The sequence below is a fragment of the Mucilaginibacter sp. P19 genome (assembly GCF_050632265.1).
Lineage (GTDB): Bacteria > Bacteroidota > Bacteroidia > Sphingobacteriales > Sphingobacteriaceae > Mucilaginibacter > Mucilaginibacter gossypii.
This window is the reverse complement of record NZ_CP192586.1, coordinates 6,280,162-6,301,535: the sequence shown is the minus strand read 5'-3', so window position 1 is coordinate 6,301,535 and position 21,374 is coordinate 6,280,162. Positions and strand designations below refer to the sequence as shown.

Annotated in this window: 23 protein-coding genes and 3 pseudogenes; 10 read left to right on the top strand and 16 right to left on the bottom strand. The window is 42.6% G+C overall.

The genetic code is table 11. From position 1 onward, the window contains the following. Positions 1–4: 4 nt before the first annotated feature. The 10 genes from ACQ86K_RS30980 to ACQ86K_RS30935 all read right to left on the bottom strand — a co-directional run bounded on the left by ACQ86K_RS30980 (position 5) and on the right by ACQ86K_RS30935 (position 7,025). Positions 5–469: a hypothetical protein gene (locus ACQ86K_RS30980; protein ID WP_091169149.1), complete on the bottom strand. Its 465-nt coding sequence runs from the start codon at positions 467–469 to the stop codon at positions 5–7. Between the two features lie 51 nt (positions 470–520). Beyond that, entirely contained in the window at positions 521–1,219 is a 699-nt protein-coding gene (locus ACQ86K_RS30975) for a hypothetical protein (protein ID WP_091169150.1), read from the bottom strand. A 60-nt stretch (positions 1,220–1,279) separates the two neighbouring features. Further along, positions 1,280–1,366 carry a hypothetical protein gene (locus tag ACQ86K_RS30970; RefSeq protein ID WP_431200968.1) on the bottom strand — a complete coding sequence of 29 codons (87 nt, stop codon included), beginning with the start codon at positions 1,364–1,366 and terminating at the stop codon, positions 1,280–1,282. A 19-nt stretch (positions 1,367–1,385) separates the two neighbouring features. Further along, positions 1,386–1,661, bottom strand: a complete 276-nt coding sequence (locus ACQ86K_RS30965; protein WP_431199358.1) for a hypothetical protein — start codon at positions 1,659–1,661, stop codon at positions 1,386–1,388. A gap of 60 nt (positions 1,662–1,721) precedes the next feature. Continuing rightward, positions 1,722–2,528, bottom strand: coding sequence for a helix-turn-helix domain-containing protein (locus tag ACQ86K_RS30960; RefSeq protein ID WP_431199357.1), 807 nt, complete (start codon positions 2,526–2,528; stop codon positions 1,722–1,724). 127 nt (positions 2,529–2,655) lie between these two features. Beyond that, positions 2,656–2,958, bottom strand: coding sequence for a hypothetical protein (locus tag ACQ86K_RS30955; protein WP_091169160.1), 303 nt, complete (start codon positions 2,956–2,958; stop codon positions 2,656–2,658). Positions 2,959–2,996: 38 nt separating this feature from the next. Next, positions 2,997–3,263: a Txe/YoeB family addiction module toxin gene (locus ACQ86K_RS30950; RefSeq protein ID WP_091169163.1), complete on the bottom strand. Its 267-nt coding sequence runs from the start codon at positions 3,261–3,263 to the stop codon at positions 2,997–2,999. Next, the gene (locus ACQ86K_RS30945) at positions 3,251–3,472 is read right to left on the bottom strand and encodes a DUF2683 family protein (RefSeq protein WP_090532581.1); all 222 of its coding nucleotides are present in this window, start codon (positions 3,470–3,472) and stop codon (positions 3,251–3,253) included. Before ACQ86K_RS30945 ends, ACQ86K_RS30950 begins: the two co-directional genes overlap by 13 nt. Before the next feature lie 117 nt (positions 3,473–3,589). Then, a complete protein-coding gene (locus ACQ86K_RS30940; RefSeq protein WP_091169167.1) occupies positions 3,590–5,407 on the bottom strand; it encodes a serine hydrolase domain-containing protein in 1,818 nt (605 codons plus the stop codon). Next, entirely contained in the window at positions 5,394–7,025 is a 1,632-nt protein-coding gene (locus tag ACQ86K_RS30935) for an amidohydrolase (protein ID WP_091169169.1), read from the bottom strand. The genes ACQ86K_RS30940 and ACQ86K_RS30935 overlap by 14 nt, the downstream gene beginning before the upstream one ends. A 126-nt stretch (positions 7,026–7,151) precedes the next feature. Here ACQ86K_RS30935 and mutL point away from each other — a divergent pair. The 5 genes and pseudogenes from mutL (at position 7,152) to cysS (ending at position 13,319) form a co-directional block, all read left to right on the top strand. Continuing rightward, a pseudogene (gene mutL, locus ACQ86K_RS30930) lies at positions 7,152–9,010 on the top strand (DNA mismatch repair endonuclease MutL). Between the two features lie 188 nt (positions 9,011–9,198). Then, a pseudogene (locus tag ACQ86K_RS30925) lies at positions 9,199–9,752 on the top strand (rhomboid family intramembrane serine protease). 33 nt (positions 9,753–9,785) lie between these two features. Continuing rightward, positions 9,786–10,658 carry a rhomboid family protein gene (locus tag ACQ86K_RS30920; RefSeq protein ID WP_091169178.1) on the top strand — a complete coding sequence of 291 codons (873 nt, stop codon included), beginning with the start codon at positions 9,786–9,788 and terminating at the stop codon, positions 10,656–10,658. Positions 10,659–10,827: 169 nt separating this feature from the next. Then, positions 10,828–11,760, top strand: coding sequence for an endonuclease/exonuclease/phosphatase family protein (locus ACQ86K_RS30915; RefSeq protein WP_431199356.1), 933 nt, complete (start codon positions 10,828–10,830; stop codon positions 11,758–11,760). 92 nt (positions 11,761–11,852) lie between these two features. After that, on the top strand, positions 11,853–13,319 hold the full coding sequence (gene cysS, locus ACQ86K_RS30910) for a cysteine--tRNA ligase (RefSeq protein WP_091169185.1): 1,467 nt from the start codon (positions 11,853–11,855) through the stop codon (positions 13,317–13,319). A gap of 15 nt (positions 13,320–13,334) precedes the next feature. Here the strand turns inward: cysS and ACQ86K_RS30905 are convergent, their stop codons facing one another. Both ACQ86K_RS30905 and ACQ86K_RS30900 read right to left on the bottom strand, forming a co-directional pair. Beyond that, the gene (locus ACQ86K_RS30905; protein WP_431199355.1) at positions 13,335–13,523 is read right to left on the bottom strand and encodes a hypothetical protein; all 189 of its coding nucleotides are present in this window, start codon (positions 13,521–13,523) and stop codon (positions 13,335–13,337) included. A gap of 14 nt (positions 13,524–13,537) precedes the next feature. Further along, positions 13,538–14,008 (bottom strand): hypothetical protein, encoded by a 471-nt coding sequence (locus tag ACQ86K_RS30900; RefSeq protein ID WP_431199354.1) that lies wholly within the window; start codon positions 14,006–14,008, stop codon positions 13,538–13,540. 277 nt (positions 14,009–14,285) lie between these two features. Here ACQ86K_RS30900 and ACQ86K_RS30895 point away from each other — a divergent pair, with 277 nt between their 5' ends. Further along, the gene (locus ACQ86K_RS30895; protein ID WP_091169192.1) at positions 14,286–15,149 is read left to right on the top strand and encodes a hypothetical protein; all 864 of its coding nucleotides are present in this window, start codon (positions 14,286–14,288) and stop codon (positions 15,147–15,149) included. Positions 15,150–15,279: 130 nt separating this feature from the next. On the opposite strand, the gene ACQ86K_RS30890 is transcribed toward ACQ86K_RS30895, so the two are convergent. The 3 genes from ACQ86K_RS30890 to ACQ86K_RS30880 are packed head-to-tail and all read right to left on the bottom strand — an operon-like array spanning position 15,280 to position 17,715. Next, complete coding sequence (locus tag ACQ86K_RS30890) at positions 15,280–16,242, bottom strand: AAA family ATPase (protein ID WP_091169195.1); 963 nt, start codon at positions 16,240–16,242, stop codon at positions 15,280–15,282. Positions 16,243–16,246: 4 nt separating this feature from the next. Then, complete coding sequence (locus ACQ86K_RS30885; RefSeq protein ID WP_431200967.1) at positions 16,247–17,020, bottom strand: peptidylprolyl isomerase; 774 nt, start codon at positions 17,018–17,020, stop codon at positions 16,247–16,249. Next, positions 16,939–17,715, bottom strand: coding sequence for a hypothetical protein (locus tag ACQ86K_RS30880; protein WP_431199353.1), 777 nt, complete (start codon positions 17,713–17,715; stop codon positions 16,939–16,941). The genes ACQ86K_RS30885 and ACQ86K_RS30880 overlap by 82 nt, the downstream gene beginning before the upstream one ends. Positions 17,716–17,893: 178 nt before the next feature. Here ACQ86K_RS30880 and ACQ86K_RS30875 point away from each other — a divergent pair, with 178 nt between their 5' ends. The 4 genes and pseudogenes from ACQ86K_RS30875 to ACQ86K_RS30860 all read left to right on the top strand — a co-directional run bounded on the left by ACQ86K_RS30875 (position 17,894) and on the right by ACQ86K_RS30860 (position 19,971). Further along, positions 17,894–18,487 carry a hypothetical protein gene (locus ACQ86K_RS30875; protein WP_143020784.1) on the top strand — a complete coding sequence of 198 codons (594 nt, stop codon included), beginning with the start codon at positions 17,894–17,896 and terminating at the stop codon, positions 18,485–18,487. Between the two features lie 22 nt (positions 18,488–18,509). Further along, positions 18,510–19,093 (top strand): annotated as a pseudogene (locus ACQ86K_RS30870) (non-canonical purine NTP diphosphatase). A 177-nt stretch (positions 19,094–19,270) separates the two neighbouring features. Then, the gene (locus ACQ86K_RS30865) at positions 19,271–19,438 is read left to right on the top strand and encodes a hypothetical protein (RefSeq protein ID WP_167516291.1); all 168 of its coding nucleotides are present in this window, start codon (positions 19,271–19,273) and stop codon (positions 19,436–19,438) included. A 50-nt stretch (positions 19,439–19,488) separates the two neighbouring features. After that, the gene (locus ACQ86K_RS30860; protein ID WP_091169207.1) at positions 19,489–19,971 is read left to right on the top strand and encodes a hypothetical protein; all 483 of its coding nucleotides are present in this window, start codon (positions 19,489–19,491) and stop codon (positions 19,969–19,971) included. A gap of 151 nt (positions 19,972–20,122) precedes the next feature. Here the strand turns inward: ACQ86K_RS30860 and ACQ86K_RS30855 are convergent, their stop codons facing one another. Next, positions 20,123–21,256, bottom strand: coding sequence for a lactonase family protein (locus tag ACQ86K_RS30855; protein ID WP_091169211.1), 1,134 nt, complete (start codon positions 21,254–21,256; stop codon positions 20,123–20,125). Positions 21,257–21,374: the final 118 nt, after the last annotated feature.

Below are 21,374 nucleotides of genomic sequence, written 5' to 3'. Positions count from 1 at the left end.
GTATTTAAAACGGCCTGAATAACGGGCGGCTGATCAGCGGCGAAAACGACCAGGGGATGGAACTTAAAATAACCAGCAGGGCAATGGTTAGCCAAATGGCCGTGGTTTTAAATTTGTCCTTATCAAGTGTTTTTCGTTTGGCTTTTGATGAGGCAATGGTAATCAGCGTAATGCCGATCAGCATCATGGTAACGTGCTCCATGCCAAAAAACCTGATCTGCCGCTCGTGCACCGCCTCTTTAAAATGGCTGATGAAATAATTGGCTATCGGGCTGATGAAATACAGCCAGAGCCCAATAGTTAGCTGGATATGGGCAATGTTGGTGGTAATAACCCGTAAGCGGTCGTCAAATTTTGAATAACTTTTGTTAGTAAGCCATCCGCTGTAGGCGCGATAAAGGGCAAAAAGCAAGCTGGCCAAAACAAACCAGCGCGTAAGGGAGTGTAATGCTAAAATAAAAGCGTACATATATTATATGTATGACGATCGGCAAAGGAAAAGATTTTATCCGAAATAAAATTATTTCGATGCCGATCCCCTTATATAAATTTCACCGGGTTTATCAGTTGAGTGCCTTCCGGCAATAGGGCCTTTGCGGGCTTCAGGCACCAGCATCCATATATTGATCGTTACATCTGGCGACCCATCTTTATTCTTTTTCCAGGTTAGGTTTATTTCGTTGATGTCCTGCGCCGAAATGAGCATACTTTCATCGTCAACAAAATAGCCGTCAACAGCAAATCTCACTTTACCACTTACTCCAAATCTCCTTTTTATATCGTCACAGGTATTTGTTTCAATTTTCACTCCTTTTTTAAGGGTTATCGTTATTATACCAAACCTGCTTAGGTTGGCAAGGTTTGCCGGAGCGTCCTTTTCTTTAAAAATTGTCAACCAGGCAACATCATTTGGATTTATATGGCCGAGACCGGCAATGATTTTGAAGTTAACAATGATTGATGGCTGCCATTCCTTTGCATCAGGTAAATGCCTGTATAAGGAATCGCCGGGAGACTTGGGTTGGTAGCTTTTATATGTAGTTGTGTCTTTAAACGAGGGGCTTTGATTGGGGTTTAACAAAGCTTTGCCGGTATCTGGCTTTGCCTGCAAAGGTTGAGCTGATTTGCTTTGCGGCGGTGGCGTTTGAGGTAGGGCTGCCTGGGCAAAAGCGGTAATTCCATAAAATAAACACACTAAAACAGCCAAGAGATTTTTCATGTTGTGATTTTACGGATAAGATGCAGGCGCTGTGTAATTTCCATAAATTATTCAAATTATTTATAACGGGTTAGTAATCCACCATGTATTTCCGAACGGATCTTTTACCCCTGCACTCCTGCCGTATGGTTGATCGGCCGGCGGCATAATGCTTTCGGCTCCGCTATCAATGGCCTTCTGGTAAGTTCTCGTCACAGTTTTCTACATATACAAACATACCTGCATTTTGCTGTTGATATGTATCGGTACAATCGGCAAACATGATGGTGCTGCCATTGATGTTAACCTCGGCGTGCATAATGGTGTGTTCATCGCGCATGGTTTTAAACTGTTCAGTCGCACCAAAAACCTTTTGGGTAAACCCGATAAACTGAGCGCCGTTTTTAACAATGAGATAAGGCATAACAGCCTGGTAATTTTCGGGAATGTTTATTGTTGCCATAATTTGTTTTTTTCTCAAAATTAGCTGTCCCCCTGTTCTCAAAATTGTAAAAACCGGACATTATGTGTTCCGGTATTCAGTTCCCTCAGCCTTGCCTGAAAAATAAAAGCCCGGATGATAGCCAGTAAACTCCTTCACGTCATGAATAAAGTGCGATTGGTCATAATACCCGCATTCCAGCGCTATCTGCGTTAATGTTTTATCCGTATTGTATTGCCTTAACGCATCCTGGAGGCGCGTGAGCCGCATATAGGTTTTGGGGCTAAAGCCCGCGGACTCCTTAAATCTACGGTCAAACTGCCGTGCCGATAAATTATAGGCATCAGCCAGTTGAGCAACCGTTCTGTATTGTTTATTATGGATCACATTCCTGATCGCTACCGCTATGCGATCGTCTTTTAACACATTTTGACGTAACCGGGCTATTAAAAATGCAGACAGGATCTCTGCCCGTTTATAGTTATTTCCGGCTAACATGATTTGCTCTTCCAGCTCCCGGCCGGGCCGGCTTAAAAATGTGTCGAAATCAAATGCGAGGTTACTGGTTTGGCTGCTGGGGATATTAAAAAAATAAGGCACGGCAAAAGGATAAATATAGGCGCCAAAAATGCCAAAGCTTTCGGTTGTTATAAACCTGCGGTATTGTGTAGTTTGAAATTGAATGCCTGATAAGCTTGGGCTTTGCTCATTCTTCTCCTTCAATTCATTAAACGACGAACGGTAGTGAAATACCAATTCGGCACAGGCATCAGCAACAGAACGATAAATATATGACGAATGATCCGGCGCCAGCTCATGCTCCAAAACCCAGTAAAATCTTACATAAGGTTTAAGCTCGGCCGGTGGCTGGATAGTGAAATAGCGCATCGTTCTGATTTGGGATTTCGGATGTTCGATTTCGGGATTAAATAAATTTAGGATTTTTATTTAAAAGAAAACCATCCGCCAGTTTAGTTATTATTCCTTCACTATTTGAAAAATGTTCAATCCGTCCTCAATCACCTATAATTATAAAACCCTCCTGAACCTCTTTAAAACGAGCGAGCACCCGGCTTAATATTGCACGCTTACTCAGAATACTATTGTTTAATGTTAACAAAAATCTCTGAATCAGTGATATCATAAGCCAGATATGATTTGCATATATCCGCGTTGTCCCATAAGGATCAATTGTTACCCCTGTTGTCTTTTTTAAACTGGACAATACCGGCTCTAAAGTTTCAATGTCCGTTTCATCTAACTCAAATAGTTTTTGACTGAGGTGGATATCATTTATATCATAAAAATCCAGAGGCATTTTATTTCAGGATAACTTTTCTCCCAAGATGTGGGATATTATTTCGTATAATGAAACCTAAGTGAGTAAACAGTTACAATATGGTCTTCTACTTTGTAAACAATACGATGTTCCTGGTTAATGCGTCTTGACCATGCACCCGAAAGGTTGTGTTTTAGTGCTTCAGGTTTACCTATACCTTTGAACGGATCAATTTGTATTGCCTGGATCAATTGACGAATCCGTTTAAGGATAATGATATTTCCGCTCTTCTTCCAGTATTCGAGATCAGTCAGCGCTTCGTCAGTAAAATTTATAGTTTCCATATATCATCAAGGTTAAGTTTGGTGACTTTACCTTGATGCTCTTGCTCAATTGATTTTTGCAGATGCTGAGCATTTGCTTCTGAAGAAAGCAAGTAAGCAGTATCATCCGTTATTTCACTCGTTTTATAATCAACATGCAGGGCATCCAAAAAAATCCGGATTGCAGTTTCCTGATCTGCATCTGCAGGATGTATGGTTAATGTTGTCATATATCAAATATACCCGTTTTTATTTCAACCGTCAAATCTGTCTAAAATACAACCCGATACAGCCCCTGCAAATAATGAGGCAAATCCGAAATCAAAATCCCTAATTCCGAAATTCTCTTACAACCCTTTCGTTATCGCTTCGTAAACCACATCCTGGATCCTCGGCCTGATATTAAGGCTGCCCAATTTACTGGCCACCGAGGGGTTCACCCTGTTTGACAGGAATACATATACCAGGTTATATTTAGGATCAACCCAGATACAGGTGCCTGTAAAACCGGTATGTCCAAAAGCCTGATCTGACGCCAGTTTTGAAGGATAGTGTCTTTCGGCTATCGGGTCCCAGCGGTCAAAACCCAGTCCGCGGCGGCTCACCGGCGATTGTTTGGAGGTGAACAGGTCAACAACCTCCGGCTTAAAATATTGGGCACCGCCATAACTCCCCTTGTTTAAAACCATCTGGTATAATATGGCCACATCATTGGCACTGCCAAATAAACCGGCATGCCCGGCAACGCCACCCAAAAGCGCTGCTGTTGGGTCATGTACATATCCATCCAGTAATGACATGCGGTACTCCTTATCATTTTCGGTAGGGATTATCCTGTCGGGCGTAAAGCGGTATAAGGGTAAGAAGCCTGCAGTTTGCATTCCCAGCGGAGTATAAAAATGCTGCTGTACATAAATGTTGAGCGGCACAGCAGTAATGTTTTCAACAACCTCCTGCATAAATAGCATGCTTACATCACTATATACGTACTGCCCCCTTGTTTTCAGCGGCGAATTCAGCATATCGGGCAGCATTACATCTTTATAATAGTCTTTGCGCAGGTAATAATGATCAGATACTTTTGTGGGGTAAGCAGCAGACGAATCGGTACTGTGATCAGTTGGCTTTACCTTTTCAAATGACTGGATATCGGGGATCAGGCCCGCCTGGTGCAACAGCACTTCGCGGATCCGGATGTCGTTTTTATTGCTTTTACGGGCAAGAGGGATATAATCGCCAAGAGTTTTCTCCAGGCTTAGTTTACCCTGGTCGGTAAGCTGCATGGTTTCCATAGTAGTTGCCGATACTTTGGTCATAGAAGCAAGGTCAAAAATATCGGTCAGCTTGTCTGGGATCACATTATCATAGGTGTGATAACCGTAAGCTTTATTAAATATCACCTTACCATCTTTAGCAACCAATACCACACAGCCGGGAGTGGCATGCTCGCGAATGGCTTCCTGCGCTATTTTATCAATACCCTGCAGGTTCGCTGCATTGATGCCGGCCTCTTCCGGTACGGTGTACTGAAGACGGGTTTTATCGGTAATAAAACCCATCCCGGTTTTATACACAGCGCTATAGTTTTTTGTTAATTTTTGCGAAATGCCTATGCCTCCAAATATGGCCTCGGCACTGTACATGGCCGATACTTGAGATACCCGCTCTGTCCAAACTATCGGGGCGGTAACCACATCAAGCTTGCTTAGTACTGAGCCGTTTCCAAAGGCAGCGACAATTACATTCTTATTTTTTTGGTTAGAGCTGATAAAGTCGATCAAATCCGGGTTACCCAGATCGGCATCATTTACCTGTACTATGATAGTGTTGTAAAACTTCAGATCGGAGGTAAGGTTGGCCAGCGTTTTATTACCTGAATAGGCTGCGCCATCAAACAGATCAACCTTGTTATATTTATTTAACAGGCTGTCAAAAACAGTAGCATACTGGTTACTAAAATGCACACTGGCAATTTTCAAATCCTCCAGCTTTTGCAGGGGGACTAAATAAGAGGCATTGTTAAGCAGCACGGTTGAGCTCCCAACCAATCTTTCTTCGGCAATGAAGGCCTGCCCTGTTAATGGCGGGTTTTGCGCGCAAGCGGTATTAAATAATGCAAACCCTAATAGTACTAAAGGAACACGGCCCCATTTATTTTTTATCATATACTTTAACTCCGTTTATATAGGTTTGGGTCACTTTGGTTGCCGGGATCTCGCTGCCTTTTACTTTCATAATATCTTTATCCAGTATCACAAAGTCGGCGTATTTACCGGGTTCAATGCTGCCTTTTTCTTTTTCTTCAAAATTGGCTTTGGCTGCCCAAATGGTCATTCCCTTTAATGCTTCAATCCGGGTCAGGGCGTTTTCAGGTTGAAAACCACCTTCCGGGAAACCTTTCAAATCTTTGCGCTCAACCGCTGCATAGAACGTATAAAGCGGATTAATGTTCTCAACCGGGAAATCGGTACCCAAAGGGATCCAGCCGTTTTGCTTTAACAATTGTTTATAGGCATAAGCCGTTTTAAGCCGTTCGGGGCCCAGTCTTTTACCGGCCCAGTACATATCCGATGTCGCGTGCGTAGGCTGTACCGATGGGACAATACTGTATTGGCCAAACATGTCCAGGTCTTGCGGCGATACTATCTGCGCATGCTCGATACGCCACCTCAGGTCGTTTTTGCCTTTTAAATTAGCCGCATAAATCTTAAGCATTACCCGCACTGCCGAATCGCCAATGGCATGGGTACACATCTGGAAACCGCGGGCCGCTATTTTTGGAGCTATTTCTTCAAAATGCTTTGGGTTACTCAACAAAAAGCCGCTCCATTTGGCCGAGTCGGCATAGGGTTTTAGCAGGCAGGCCCCTCTTGAACCGAGGGCACCATCGGCATAAACTTTAAAAGCCCTTACATTTAAACGGGGCGTTTTAATAATTCCCTTCTTAAACAGGTAGTCATAATTCTCCTGTCGGTCGGCCAGCATCACATACAGGCGCATTTTCAGGTCGCCTTTATTTTGCAGCTCGGCAATGGTGTTTACCATGGTATAAGGTAGCCCGCAATCATCAACTGTAGTTAAGCCAGCGGCAAAACAATTTTTCTGTGCCGATAGCAAGGCTGTATCTATAATAGCAGCCGTAGGTTCAGGGATTTTACGGGTAACTATACCTACCGCGTTGTCAACCAAAATACCGGTAAGTTTCCCGTTACTGGTTTCTATTTCGCCGCCATTAATGGTTTGCCCCGGTTTAACACCGGCAATGTTCAGTGCGGCCTGGTTAGCTATTGCGGCGTGCCCGTCTACACGGCTAAGGATCACCGGCCTCATCGGGAACAGCGAATCCAGCTTTGCCTTATCGGGGAAATGTTTATTTGTCCAGTCGTTTTGGTCCCAGCCATTACCAATGATCCAGCCATCGGTATTACGTTCGGAATAAGCTTTTACCGAGTCAATAATTTCGGGCCAGCTATGGGTGCCTACCAGGTTTACTTCCTGCAGGCCCATACCATATTCATAAAAATGGGCGTGGGCGTCAATAAAGCCGGGATAAACCGCGGCGCCTTGCGCGTCAACTACTTCGCGGGCGTTGTATTTTTGTTCAAGGGAATCGGCATTGCCTACTGCAAGTATCTTTCCTCCGCTTACTACAAATGCGCTTGCTGTTGTAAAATTGCTATCTACGGTGTAAACAACCGCGTTTTTTACCAGCATATCGGCATTGTATTCCTTTTGTTTGCAGGCTGCTGCCAGTAATAGCAGCGCGGGCAATAGTCTCTTCATAAAGTAATTGTATGTTTATTGTAATTGTATTAAACCACAAAAGTATATACAACTATCAAATCATAAAGTTATGCCTTCAAATATTTAATTTAGCATCGAAATAGAAATTGGAGGGAATTTTTTTAGATGTCAGACATTATTCAGCTTTTACCGGATGCCGTTGCCAACCAGATTGCCGCGGGCGAAGTAGTTCAGCGACCGGCTTCTGCGGTAAAGGAATTGGTTGAAAACGCTATTGACGCAGGTGCGGATAAGATACAGCTTATTATTAAAGATGCCGGTAAATCACTGATCCAGGTTATTGATAATGGCTGCGGCATGAGCCTTACCGACGCCCGCATGTGCTTTGAGCGTCATGCAACTTCAAAAATACGCAAGGCCGAAGATCTGTTCGCTATTCGTACCATGGGTTTCAGGGGCGAGGCCATGGCATCTATAGCGGCTATTGCCCAGGTAGAGCTGAAAACCCGCCGCCATGAAGACGAACTGGGCAGTTGTATAACTATTGAAGGCTCCGAAGTAATAAGCCAGGAACCATGTGCTGCCAACGCGGGCACATCGATATCCATAAAAAACCTGTTTTATAATACCCCTGCCCGCCGTAATTTTTTAAAGAGCAACCCGGTAGAGATGCGCCATATTATTGACGAGTTTCAACGGGTGGCCTTGGCACATCCCGAAATTTTTTCACCCTTCACCATGATAGCCAGGAAGTTTATCATTTGCCGGGCACCACACTTAAACAAAGAATAGTACACCTGTTTGGCAATAATTATAACCAGCGGCTGGTACCTGTTGAAGAAGATACAACCATTATTAAGCTGCGTGGATTTGTAGGGAAGCCCGAGTTTGCGCGCAAAACCCGTGGCGAACAGTTCTTTTTTGTAAACAATCGCTTCATCCGCGATTCGTACCTTAATCATGCTGTAACTACGGCGTTTGAAGAGCTATTGCCCGATGATTGTTTTCCGTTTTATGTGTTGTTCATCGATATCGACCCTTCAAAAATTGATATCAACGTACACCCAACCAAAACCGAGATCAAATACCAGGATGAAAAGGCTATTTATGCCATAATCCGGTCGGCAGTGAAGCGGTCATTGGGCAGATATAATATTACGCCCAGCCTGGATTTTGACCAGGAAAACAGTATCGAGCACCTGATAACCCCCAAGCCGTTTGAGGAGATCATCGCCCCTACTATTTCCTTTAATCCAAACTTTAACCCCTTTGCCGATAAAGCAGAAAAACCCAGGCAGGAGCATCCATTTTTAAGAGAGAGCGGGGGTTATAAAAAAGACCCTATTCCACAAAACTGGGATACTTTGTATGAGATCAGCAAAAAGGAAACCCTTTTTCAGCACGAGATCCACGAGGAAAAAACCATAGCGGTTGATGAGCAGGATGTAAGTAAACCAAGCGAGCGGCAACTGTTCCAGATCCATAACCGGTTTATTCTGTCGCAAATAAAATCGGGCTTTATGCTCATTAACCAGCAGGCCGCGCATGAGCGTATTTTGTACGAACGCTTTTTACAGCAGCTGCAAAATCATTCGGGGATGAGCCAGCAAAGCTTATTTCCGCAGTCGGTAACACTAAACGGTGCCGATTTTGAGTTATTGAAAGAGCTTTTGCCTGATATCCGGTCGCTGGGTTTTGATATCCGCGAATTTGGAAAAAACACCGTGGTCGTGGAGGGGATCCCGGCCGAACTGAACAACGTTGGCGAGCATGAGCTTTTAGAACATTTACTGGAAGGTTTTAAAAACAATATGGCCATCCTTAAATTAGATAAACGGGATAACCTGGCCCGGTCACTGGCCCGTAACGGCGCTATTAAATCAGGAACCAAGCTATCCCTGGAGGAAATGAACCAGCTTATCGACCAGCTTTTTGCCTGTGAATCACCTAACCAGGCATTGAATGGTAAGCCCGTAATCAGTACCTTTACGATGAACGAATTAATGGAACGATTTGAAAAATAGCCCCAGGCTAAATTATATATGAACGGATACAATCAATCGCCTTTTGCTAACCTTACACCTGTTGTTAAAAACCTGTTGATTATAAATATAATATGCTTTTTGCCATTTGTATTGTTTGGGCAATTTTATGAGGCCAAAATAGTACCATTGTTAGGCGGCTTTTATTTTAATTCGCCTTATTTCAAGCTATGGCAAATCATTACTTACATGTTCCTGCACGGGGGTGGGGCCATATTTTCTTCAACATGTTTGCCTTGTTTTCTTTTGGCCCTATTGTAGAATATGCTATCGGCTCAAAAAGTTTTTTAACCTCTATTTTTTATGCGGAATAGGGGCAATACTGTTTCAAATTGCGGTACAGGCCATAGAGGTGCATGGTATAACCGGCAGCTTTACCATTGCCCATCCCTCACTTCAGTCATCATATGCAGAATATGGCGAAAATGCTGAAAAACTTATTGATATTTATGCGACACCGATTGTGGGGGCATCGGGAGCAATATTTGGTTTGCTGATTGCTTTTGGCATGCTGTTCCCAAATCTTGAACTGATGATATTGTTTATACCTGTGCCTATCAAGGCAAAATATATCATTCCTGTATATGTAGTGATAGAATTATTTTTAGGGGTAAAGCAATTTTCCGGAGATTCGGTGGCGCATTTTGCACACCTTGGCGGTGCGCTTATCGGGTTTTTATTAGTTAAAATTTGGCGATTACAACGGCCAAACAATTTTTATTAATAACAGTAGTTATCTTTGTAATACAGCTTTATTATGAGCACCCTTTGGCAAAATATCCACTACAAAATGCTGCGCTCCGGCAATAGGCTGAACCTGCTTATCGGCATTAATGTGATTGTTTTTTTAGCTATCAGGATACCGGCAGTAGTTGAACAATTGCTGACTCATTTTGATAACAGCTCCATTTTATTTTACGCCAATAAGTATCTGAATATGCCGGCGTACCTGCCCGATTTGCTGAAGCGTTTTTGGACGCCTTTAACCTATATGTTCATGCATGCAGGTATACTTCATATCCTGTTCAATATGCTTTGGCTTTATTGGATGGGGCAGATATTTGAAGAGTACCTTGGTAATAAACGTACTATAGGTTTATACTTAATGGGCGGCCTGGCCGGTGCTTTGTTATACCTGCTGGCCTTAAACCTGCTGCCTGCATTTACCAGTGCTAACGCTGCACAGAACAGTACTATTGTTGGTGCATCGGCCAGTGTTATGGCTATTGTTGTGGCAACAGCCACACTGTTGCCCAACTACACCATATCATTAATTTTATTTGGGCCGGTAAAATTAAAATGGCTGGTATTTGTAATCCTGGTTATTGATTTTTTGGGTATAGTTGGTGCAAACGCGGGCGGCGAAATTGCACACCTGGGTGGTGCTTTAATGGGGTTTGTGTATATTAAGCAATTACAAAAAGGCCATGATTGGGTGGGCGGAATAGCCGGGCTGTTTAAACGGAAACCCAGGTTAAAAGTGGTTTCAAATAATATGGGCAAAAACGCATCCGACTACCCGCGCCAGGAAGAAGTTGACCGTATTTTAGACAAAATATCGCAATCGGGCTATAATAGCTTAAGCAAACAGGAGCGGGAAATTTTATCGCGTGCAAGCAAACAGGAATAAATGATAAAAAAAGCAAAGTATTTTTAGCAGGGTGTTGTTATGGATAAACCTGTTTTTCTGTTTTGCTTTACTAATAGGATATTTAGCCCCCTCGGTTGATCCGCGCAAGTATTGGTTATTCGCTTTCTTCGGCCTTGCCTATCCTCCTATACTGCTGGTTAATATAATCATGATGCTGTATTGGCTGCTGCGCAAGCGCTGGCAGTTTTTATTTTCGCTGGTCAGTATTTTAATTGGCTGGGGAGTACTTAATAACAATATCGGGTTCAGATTTAAATCAAGTTTTTCGTTGCCCCCCGGGCTCAACGTTGTACATGTCATGACGTACAACGTGCATAACTTTAAACATTTTGGCTTCAATAACGATATATCAACCAAGCATGAAATCCTGGAGATCATCAATAATGAGCAGCCGGATGTGATAGGGTTCCAGGAGTTTTATACCCGAAATAAAGGGCAGTATGAAACACGCGATTCGATCAACAAAATATTAGGCAGCAATAACTTTTACTTTGAACCCTTTAGTTTTAACAGCCGCGAAGCCATTGGCATGGCTATCTTTTCGAAATTCCCTATTCTATCAAGAGGGATGATCCGCCTTGCGGCCGACAGAACATCTGGCAACCAGTGCTTATATGCTGATATAAAAAAGGGGGATAAAATTTTCAGGTATTATAATATCCACCTGCAATCCATCAATTTTGACCCCGATGATTATAAATATATCGACAGCGTATCAAAAAAAGGAAAAACCGACATTAAATCAACCAAGCGCCTGGGGAGCAAGCTTAAAATAGCTTTTATGAAAAGGGCCGAGCAGGTTTTTAAAGTAAAGGCGCATGCTGCCCAATGTCCATATCCTTATATTATAGCCGGTGATTTTAATGATACCCCATCGTCATTCGCGGTTAACCAAATGGCCAAAGGCTTAAACAATTCATTCCGCGAAAAGGGATCAGGCTTAGGGCGCACATATAACGGCGACTTTCCCAATTACCAGATAGATTACATTATGAGCAGCCCGCAATTCTCAGTTTTCAACTACAAGGTGATCGAGAAAAACTTTCAGACCATTATCCTTTACGCAGCGATCTCGTACTGAATTAACATAGGTCATTGCTCTTCGTTTGTAAAAATAAACCTGAAAGCCGGCAGGCAGTAACTTAAAATTGAAAAAATCGTAAGTTTGCGCTCATGCAACAAAATTTGTTTGTTTACAACACTTTAACCCGTAAAAAAGAATTATTTAAGCCCATTAACACGCCGCATGTTGGCATGTATGTTTGCGGGCCTACTGTTTATAGTGATGTTCACTTAGGCAACTGCCGTACTTATATATCTTTCGACCTTATGTTCAGGTACCTTACAGCTATTGGCTACAAGGTGCGCTACGTGCGTAATGTGACCGATGCGGGCCACCTTGAAGGTGATGCCGGCGACGAGGGTGAAGACAAAATTGCAAAAAAGGCCAAGCTTGCACAGCTTGAGCCAATGGAGATAGTGCAAAAATACACCGTTGGCTTCAGGGATGTGATGAGGATCCTAAACAACCTGCCGCCAAGCATTGAGCCCACAGCTACCGGCCATATTATTGAGCAGATAGAAATGGTGAAGGAAATACTTGCCAGGGGCTATGCTTACGAGGTAGATGGTACCATTTATTTTGATGTTGAAAAATATAACAAAAGCCAGGATTATGGCATATTAAGCGGCCGTAATCTCGAAGATCTTTTAAATAATACCCGCACACTTGGCGGTCAGCAGGAAAAACATGGTAAGCTTGATTTTGCCCTGTGGATAAAAGCCAAACCCGAACACCTGATGAAATGGCCTTCGCCATGGGGTGTGGGCTTTCCGGGCTGGCACCTGGAATGCTCGGCCATGAGCCAGAAATACCTGGGCAGCCACTTTGACATTCATGGCGGCGGGATTGATCTTGTGCCAACGCACCATACCAATGAAATTGCCCAAAACGTAGCTTGCTGCGGTACCAACCCGGCTAATTACTGGGTGCATACCAATATGCTTACGGTAAACGGCCAAAAAATGTCGAAATCATTAGGTAACAGCTTTCTGCCGCATGAACTGTTCAGCGGTGAAAATTCGATACTAAATAAAGGCTACAGCCCCATGACGGTAAGGTTTTTCATGCTGCAGGCCCATTACCGTAGTACGCTTGATTTTGGCAACGAGGCTATGGAGGCATCCGAAAAAGGGTTTAAACGCCTTATAAACGCCTTCACCCTGCTTACCGATGGATTAAAAGCCTCTGCCACTACCGAAGTTGAAATAGCACCATTAATGGAGCGTTGCTATGCGGCTATGAACGATGATTTTAACAGCCCGGTTTTAATAGCCGAGCTTTTTGAAGCATCGCGCATTATCAATTCGGTATATGATGGTAAATTGAAAATTGATGCCGCTAACCTTGAACAGTTAACCGCGCTTATGAATTTATTTGTGGTTGATGTACTGGGTTTACAAAATGAGCAGGCGGCTAATGACGATCTGCCAAAGGTGTTAAACTTTATTGTCGATCTGCGCAGCGGTGCTAAAGCCAATAAGGATTATGCCACGTCGGATAAGATCCGTGATGGTTTATCACAGATAGGTTTCCAGCTAAAAGATAGTAAAGAAGGTACCACCTGGAGCAAAGCCTGATAACAGGCCATGATTTTAAAGTGAGTTGTAGTAGCTGAATAATTTAGCTAAGGCAGCATCGCTTTTGAAATTAACTTTGTTGGTTTTGATATACTCCTGCATTTTATCGCCCTTGTCGCTCATTGCTGCGAGGATGGTTTTTTGCGACGGCCGGACCCGGGTCATTTGGTTATTGGCAAAAAGGTAATAGCTGTTGGCCGTCATGAAGGTTTTGGTGGTTACCTGCGAAGCAAAACCCGTTGACTCAAGTACTTTTTCTTGTAATAACGGAGCAGTTTTACCCTTCCGTCTCCCACTACCTGGTAAAAAGTTTTTGGGGTTTGATCATCCACAGCCGGGAAGCCGCTGCTAAAGTTCATATCCGTTTGGTCACTTTCTTCAAGCGCAATGCCTTTTACTGAAAAACCCTTCACCGGGTCAACAAAGGCCTGTACCGATGAATCCCGGGGGCTCTTAAATAAAAGTTCATCCGCGTAAATATTATAGTTCAATATTGCATTAGCTGTTTTGCCGTTAACGAAATAAACAGTGCCATTCAGCCAGTTATCAGTAAGGAGGGCGCTGCCTTGTATGCCATCATTGGTTTTAAGATAATATGGACGGCCGGTATAGTCAGAAAGATATTGCGCTTTTGCCTTTACACACAGCAATAAAAGTACAAATACGCAGTATAGCTTATACTTTTTCATTAAAGCAATTTATATTGATTTAAACAAAAACAGGTTAATTGGGTTATGAAGTTAAGTGTTTTTTTATTCAACTTCATTATTAAGTAAATTTAAATATTTACGCGTATTTTATATGATCAAACCCGCGCTCTGCAATTATTTGCCCATATCTTCGTTTCAGGATAAAACAAAAATAATGCAATTGTTAAATTATGCTATGCTGTATAATGCATTTTGACTATTGCGTTTCCGACTTAAAATTTATTACTAAATTGCTCCCTAAAACCCGAATATAAATATGAAGAAAATAATATTAGCTGCTACATTTATTGGTTATAGTGCTTTTGCCCTGGCGCAGGACGCTGTTAATGTAAACAAGGTAGTTAGTGTTGAACAAGCTTTTGATAAGTTAGTTGAACGTAAAGGAATAAAAGATGGTTTCCTGGCAGTTGCCGATCCAGATGGCATCATATTTAAGCCCGATGTAGTAAAGATTGTTGATTTTTATAGTAAGATTGATAAACAGGCCGGCAAGCTTAGCTGGCAGCCCAAATTTGCCCGGATCTCGGCCAATGGCGACCTGGCTTTCACCGCGGGCCCCTATGTATATCAAAACGGCAAAACTGATGATGATAAGGTGTTTGGCGATTACGTATCTATCTGGCGTACTAACGCCGATGGTAAATTAAAGTTACTCATCGACCTTGGTATCCAGCATCCTGAAGCTGAGGAAGAAGTTGTTACCGATTTTAAAGAGCCCGACCCGGCGCACCGTTCAGGCCCAAGTAAGGATCCATTCGGCGCCAAAAATGTTATTATTGGTACCGATAAAACATTTAATCATGGGTTAACATTGTCGGCTATGGCCAGCTATAAGGAGTTTTTAAGCCCCGAAGGCCGCTATTATTTCCCCGGCTTTCCGCCAATGACGGGAACCGATGTGGTGATGAAATTTATCAATAACGAAGCCATCAGCATCACTGCCGAAACTACCGATGGTGGCCGCGCCGCGAGTAATGACCTTGCTTATACCTATGGTCACGCCCGCATTACCAAAGGCAATGTTGTAGGCAACTACAATTATGTAAGGGTTTGGGAAATTGACAAAACAAAAAAATGGAATATCCTTCTTGAGATTTTCTCACCTATTGAGAATGAATAACCATTGTCTGAATCAGAATTTGCAGAATTTTAAAATTAACAGAATAAAAAAGGCCTTGTAAACTAAATTACAGGGCCTTTCTTTTGACATTCTAAAAATTCTTTAATTCTGCAAATTCTGATTCAGACAATCAAAACAACTGCTCAATAATATCAGCTGCTGATAAGCCTTCGGCTTCTGCATGATAGCTGCGCACTATACGGTGGCTTAAAATAGGTTTGGCCACTGCCTGTACATCTTCAATATCGGGCGAGTATTTACCGTTAAGTACCGCGTGGCATTTAGCACCTAATACTAAAAATTGCGATGCCCTTGGTCCTGCGCCCCAGCTTAGCAAACGGTTAATTTGTGGTGTGGCAAACTCGCTGTTTGGACGGGTTTTGGACACCAGTTTCACCGCGTACTCCATCACATTATCGGTAACCGGAATATTGCGCACCAGTTGCTGAAAATAGATGATCTGCTGGGCATTTAATATTTTATTTACTTCTGCTTTATTAGTACTGGTGGTGTTTTTAACAACCAGCAGTTCCTCTTTAAATGAAGGATAGCTGAGCGCTACGTTAAACATAAACCTGTCCAGCTGTGCTTCGGGCAGTGGATAAGTACCTTCCTGCTCAATAGGGTTTTGGGTAGCCAATACAAAAAAGGGCTGTGCAAGTTTGTGTGTTACGCCTGCTGCGGTAACCGCTTTTTCCTGCATGGCCTCAAGCAGGGCTGCCTGCGTTTTTGGCGGTGTACGGTTTATCTCATCGGCCAGGATAATGTTTGAAAAAACCGGGCCGTGGATAAATTTAAAATTGCGGTCCTCACCTAATATTTCAGAGCCAATGATGTCTGAAGGCATCAGGTCGGGCGTAAACTGGATCCTTTTAAAGTCAAGGTCAAGCACCTGCGATACCGTTTGCACCAGCAGGGTTTTTGCAAGCCCGGGCACACCAACCAATAAACAATGCCCGTTACTGAAAATAGAGATCAGCACAAATTTTATCACTTCATCTTGGCCTACTATTACTTTACCTATTTCGGCACGTATTTGCTGGTAGGCCTGTTTTAAAGCGTTTGCGGCTTCTACATCAGAGCTGTGTTGCATAAAATTATTTAGATGATGATTTGGTTTTGGTCTCCGGGATTACGGGCGATGGATTGGTATTTACCCATTTCTTCAACACATCATACGCCTGATATTCTTTATCAATTTTAATGAAAGTTTCCTTGCGCCGTTTTTCGAACCATTGAGATACCGTTCTGTTAACCTTATCATTATAGGCATACTCCTTAAGTTTAGGGAAATCCTGCTCTAAATTAGCTTTATGGGCATTTGTGGCCGATTTAAGCATCAATATTTTGTAGCTCTTTTTACCATCGGCGCCGGTAAACAGATCGGGTTTTGAAATGCTGCCGATTTTCATCGTATCGGTAATAAGCGCCACTTTAGGATCAAGTTTATCAGTAGGGATAAATGTTGAACGGCTTTGTACGTCTTCGGCATTGAGCATCATACCACCGTTGTATTTAGTGTCTTTATTGTCTGAGTAATAGGCTGCGGCGCTTGAAAAATCGACACCTACATTTTTGTCTTTTATAAGTAAGTTGTAAATACTATCGGCTTTTGCTTTCGCCCTATCCAAACTGGCCTGCGTAACAATGGGTGTAATGAGAATATGCCTTACGTGAACCTGTTCGCCGCGGCGCTCAATCACCTGTAAAAAGTGGAACCCAAAATCCGTTTCAAACACCGGGGAAATTTCACCGGCTTTTAACTTGAAGGCGTTTGCGGTAAATTCCTTCACAAAAGTAGTACGGTCGGCAAAACCAAGGTCGCCTCCTTCGGGCGCAGAACCCGGATCCTGCGAATAAAGCCTGGCCAGTGTACCAAAGTCTTCGCCTTTTTTACACGCTGCCTTAACTCTTCGGCCTTAGCTTTATAAAGGTCTTTTTCTTCTTTTGTTAACTTAGGCTGAAAAACAATCTCACCAACTTCAACTTCTTTATTAAATGAAGGCAAGCTGTCCTTAGGGATTCCATCGTAATATTTTTTAACATCCTGAGGGGTAACATTCAGCTTCTCGGTAATGTGCTGCTGCATTTTTTGAGCAACCATCTGCTCTTTCAGGTCGGGCCTGATCTCATCTTTGTACTGGATAACCGAACGGCCTAAAAATGCTTCCAGTTTTTCCTGCCCGCCCGCGCGCTGCGTCATTTCACGCATACGGCGGTCAACGTTGGCATCAACATCTTCTTCCTTTACTTCAATACTATCAATTGCGGCTTGCTGGGCAAGCAGTTTTTGGGTTAACAAAGTTTGTAAAATACGGGCTTTAACGGATGGATCAGGTTGGTTTCCCTGCACCAGGAAGTTAGCGTACGACAGTTCAATGTCTGATAGCAGTATCGGGCTGTTACCAACTACCGCTGCAATTTTATCAAGCGTTTTGCCGGATGTGGGGGCAATAACCGAATCGGCTTTAACCAGTTTTTTTGCTGCTGTATCTGATGCTACCTGTGCCTTTGCAAATGTTATTGTTAAAATAAAACTTAGTACTAATACTCCTAACTTTCTCATGTAACGCTGTTATACTAAATAAAACGGGATAGTTAACCCGTTAAAAACTACGAATTTCGGTAAAATTTATTAATTATAACCGAACAAATATTTTCTGCAAAACCAACCGGCTATAATTGTGCTAATATGCCTATAAAGCTTGAAACCGTTTAACTACTTTTGGTTAAAATTTGTTAAAGTGAAAGTTGAGAACCCCGCCGCGTTTCGTTTTTTGTTAGAGGATGAACTTTACCTGCTCAATGCAGATAAACTGTTATATGATAAAATTACTGAATCCGAACTTCCTGCGGCAGTACCACTATCTCCTGTAACTGAAAATGCCAAACCGGCGCCGGTAACCATTGTTCCATCTTTAACTCCTGAACCTCAGGTAGTAATAAAAACGCCGGTTGATGAATTTAAGTATTTGGGTAAAAACTTAAAGAACTTTTTGGTGCTAACATGGTATAAAAATGCCGGGTTTATAATGGCCGAACATTTAACCGCCCTTGAAAACATCTTGAAGCGTAAAGAACTTAACCCCGACGACGTGGCGATATTCAATCTGGCAAATTACAGTGAAACCAAATTCAGTCAGTTAAAAACATTTTTTAAACCAACCAAGGTACTTGTTTTGGGCGGGGATGCTCTGCCACAGGACATAAAGGTGCTTAAACCTAATAAACCGGTAACCTCAAACGGGATCACTGTGCTTTACAGTTATTCATTTGATGAAATGATGGATAATGTGGATTACAAAAAAACCTTTTGGGAGTTGGTTAAAACATTATAAATAAAACACGCCAATAAGATATATGCAGCAATTAGTTTTTGCTACCAATAACCGCCATAAGCTTGATGAGGTTTCGGCCAAGCTCAATGGCGCTATCCAATTACTAACCCTGAACGATATTGGTTGTCATGATGATATTGAGGAAACAGGTACAACTTTTAAAGCTAATGCTTCCATCAAAAGTCACCATGTGTATGCCGAATATAAGCTTAACTGCTTTGGCGATGACAGCGGGCTGGAAATTGACGCCCTGAACGGAGAGCCGGGCGTATACTCGGCCAGGTATGCTGGCGCCCATGGCAATCATGCAGCAAACATCAGTAAAGTGCTCGATAATTTGAAAGGCGAAACTAACCGTAAAGCTCGCTTTCGCACGGTAATTTCATTGATATGGAACGGCGAGGAGTATTTTTTGAAGGCACTGTTGAAGGTAGCATCCGGCAGGAGTTAAGCGGGAGCGGCGGTTTTGGTTACGACCCCATTTTTGAGCCCGAAGGATACGACATTACCTTTGCCGAGATGAGCATGGAAGAAAAAAATGCCATCAGTCACCGGGCAAAAGCTATGGAACGCTTGATCGCTTTTTTAAATAAAGCCGGTGAATGACCGCTTTAAAGCATCAGCCTCAATTTTAAGCTTAGCACTTTACCATACGGAAGTTTACCGGTTGTGAGGGTTTTTTTCTGTTTGGTAAAACGTTAAACTAAGCTTATTCGATATTCGTGGCATAAACGAAACCTTGCCGGCATATCCCCCGTAAAATAGAGCTATAAGGAATAACCTATGAACATTATTAAGCAAATCGGTAAAATTTTATCGGAAAGGGATACTAACCCTAAGTTTATTAATAGCCTTAAAAAAGTGCGGGAAGCCGACCAGATTGCCGAATCAATCAGTAAAAGGCTAATTGAATTAGAAAAACGCGCCCGCCAGCAAGCGGTGAATTTATAATTACATACTTTGGCAGGATTTATGCTATTTATGCATAAAAATATACTGTCATGAAAAAGTTAATTCAGACCTCAATCGCAATCTTTTCACTTGTTTTGGTCATTTCGGCCTGCTCGTCAACCAAAAGCACAACTACGTCTAATGTATCGCGCGGTAAATTTGTTGGTACCTGGACCTGCAATAATGTAAGTTATGACGGCCTTGTACAAAATGCAGTACAGAGCGTATTTGATCAGGCTCCACCCGAAGCCTTTGTTGGCAGCACATGGAAGCTCACCAACAGCGGTAATGGTATCTACACTTTAACCAACGGAACATCGCAAACCATTTTCTGGTCGGTTTATAACGGTGGTACAACCGGTACCCAATTCCAGTTCAAAAAACTTTATGAAGGGGATAAAGCCAAAAACGTATCAGAAGGATATCGTTTGGATATTGCCAGTAACGATGGCTCAACCATGACCCTGAAATCGCCCGTTACTGTAGGCAACAGTACCGGATATATAGTTTATTCGTTTACTAAAAACCCTTAATTGAGGATAAATGTAAAAGGCGAAAGGTTAAAGGTTTCCTTTCCAGCTGATAAAACGAAAAAGGCGAAGTTCGGAATATCTCAAACTTCGCCTTTTTCATTTTCAGCGCGAGGCCAAACCTTTCACCTTTTACCTTTATCCTTTCACCTTCTTACTCGGCTGGTGCAAATTTTAAGCATACCGGGTTGCCAATATCAACTCTGATACCTGTTTGGGCAAGTTTGCCGGTGTTTTGATCTATTTTGAATACCCACATGTTATCGCTGTTCTGGTTAGCTACTATCAGGAAATTACCTGTTGGGTCGATAGCAAAATCGCGTGGGTTTTTGCCATAGGTGGACTGGCGCGCTACAAAAGTAAGCAAACCTGTTTCCTGGTTAACAGCATAAATATTGATCTCGTTGGTTTCCAAACGGTTTGAAGCATACAGAAAACGGCCATCGGGCGACAGGTGGATAGCTGCACCTGCAGTTTGGCCGGTAAAGCCATCTGGCAGCATGGTAATGGATTGTTTTTGTTTTAGCTTACCATTATTGTAATCAAACGCAATTACGTTCGATCCCATTTCGGTTACCAGGTAAACAGTCTTTTTATCGGCCGAAAATTCCAGGTGCCTTGGGCCTTCTCCTGCGGTAACACTTACAAAGGCTGGTGTAGCGGGTACAATACGGGGCTCTTTTGAAGGACGGTAGCGGTAAACATTTATTTTATCGGTGCCAAGGTCATTATACAATACATATTTTTCATCGGGTGTAAGGACCGCCATATGCGCGTGAGCAGATTCCTGCCTTTCCTTGTTTATGCTATGGCCATCATCATGTACCGTTTGAATTCCGTTAGCTATAGAACCATCTTTATTTAAAGGCATTACCGCAACGTTGCCGCTTGAGTAGTTAGCTATGATCAGGTTCTTTTGTGCTTTATCAACAGAGATGTGACATGGATCGGCGCCCAGTGTTGATTGCTTGTTGATAAAAGTCATTTTGCCTGTTTTGGGCTCAAATGAAAATGCGCTCACCTCGCCTTTAGGCAGTTCGTTAACCGCGTAAATAAATTTATTATTGGCGCTTAACGTTAAATACGACGGATTATTTACGCCATCAATTTCACTGAGATAAGCCAGTTTGCCGGTTTCGGCATAAAAACGGTATACCACAATACCTTTACTTTTGCCGGTGGTATAAGTACCAACCACCAGGTCGAAAGTTTTAGGCCCTGTTTTTTTATTTTGTGCAAATGTTAGCGCCGGTGAAAGCATAGCTATGATCAAAAGAAATTTCTTCATGGGTGATTATATAAGGTCTATTTAATTAATTCACAAATAGCAAAAATACTGACAATCATATAGCTTTAAGCTTTATGTATTCAGCTTAGCCTTACAATTATTGCTGTGCAAGATAACA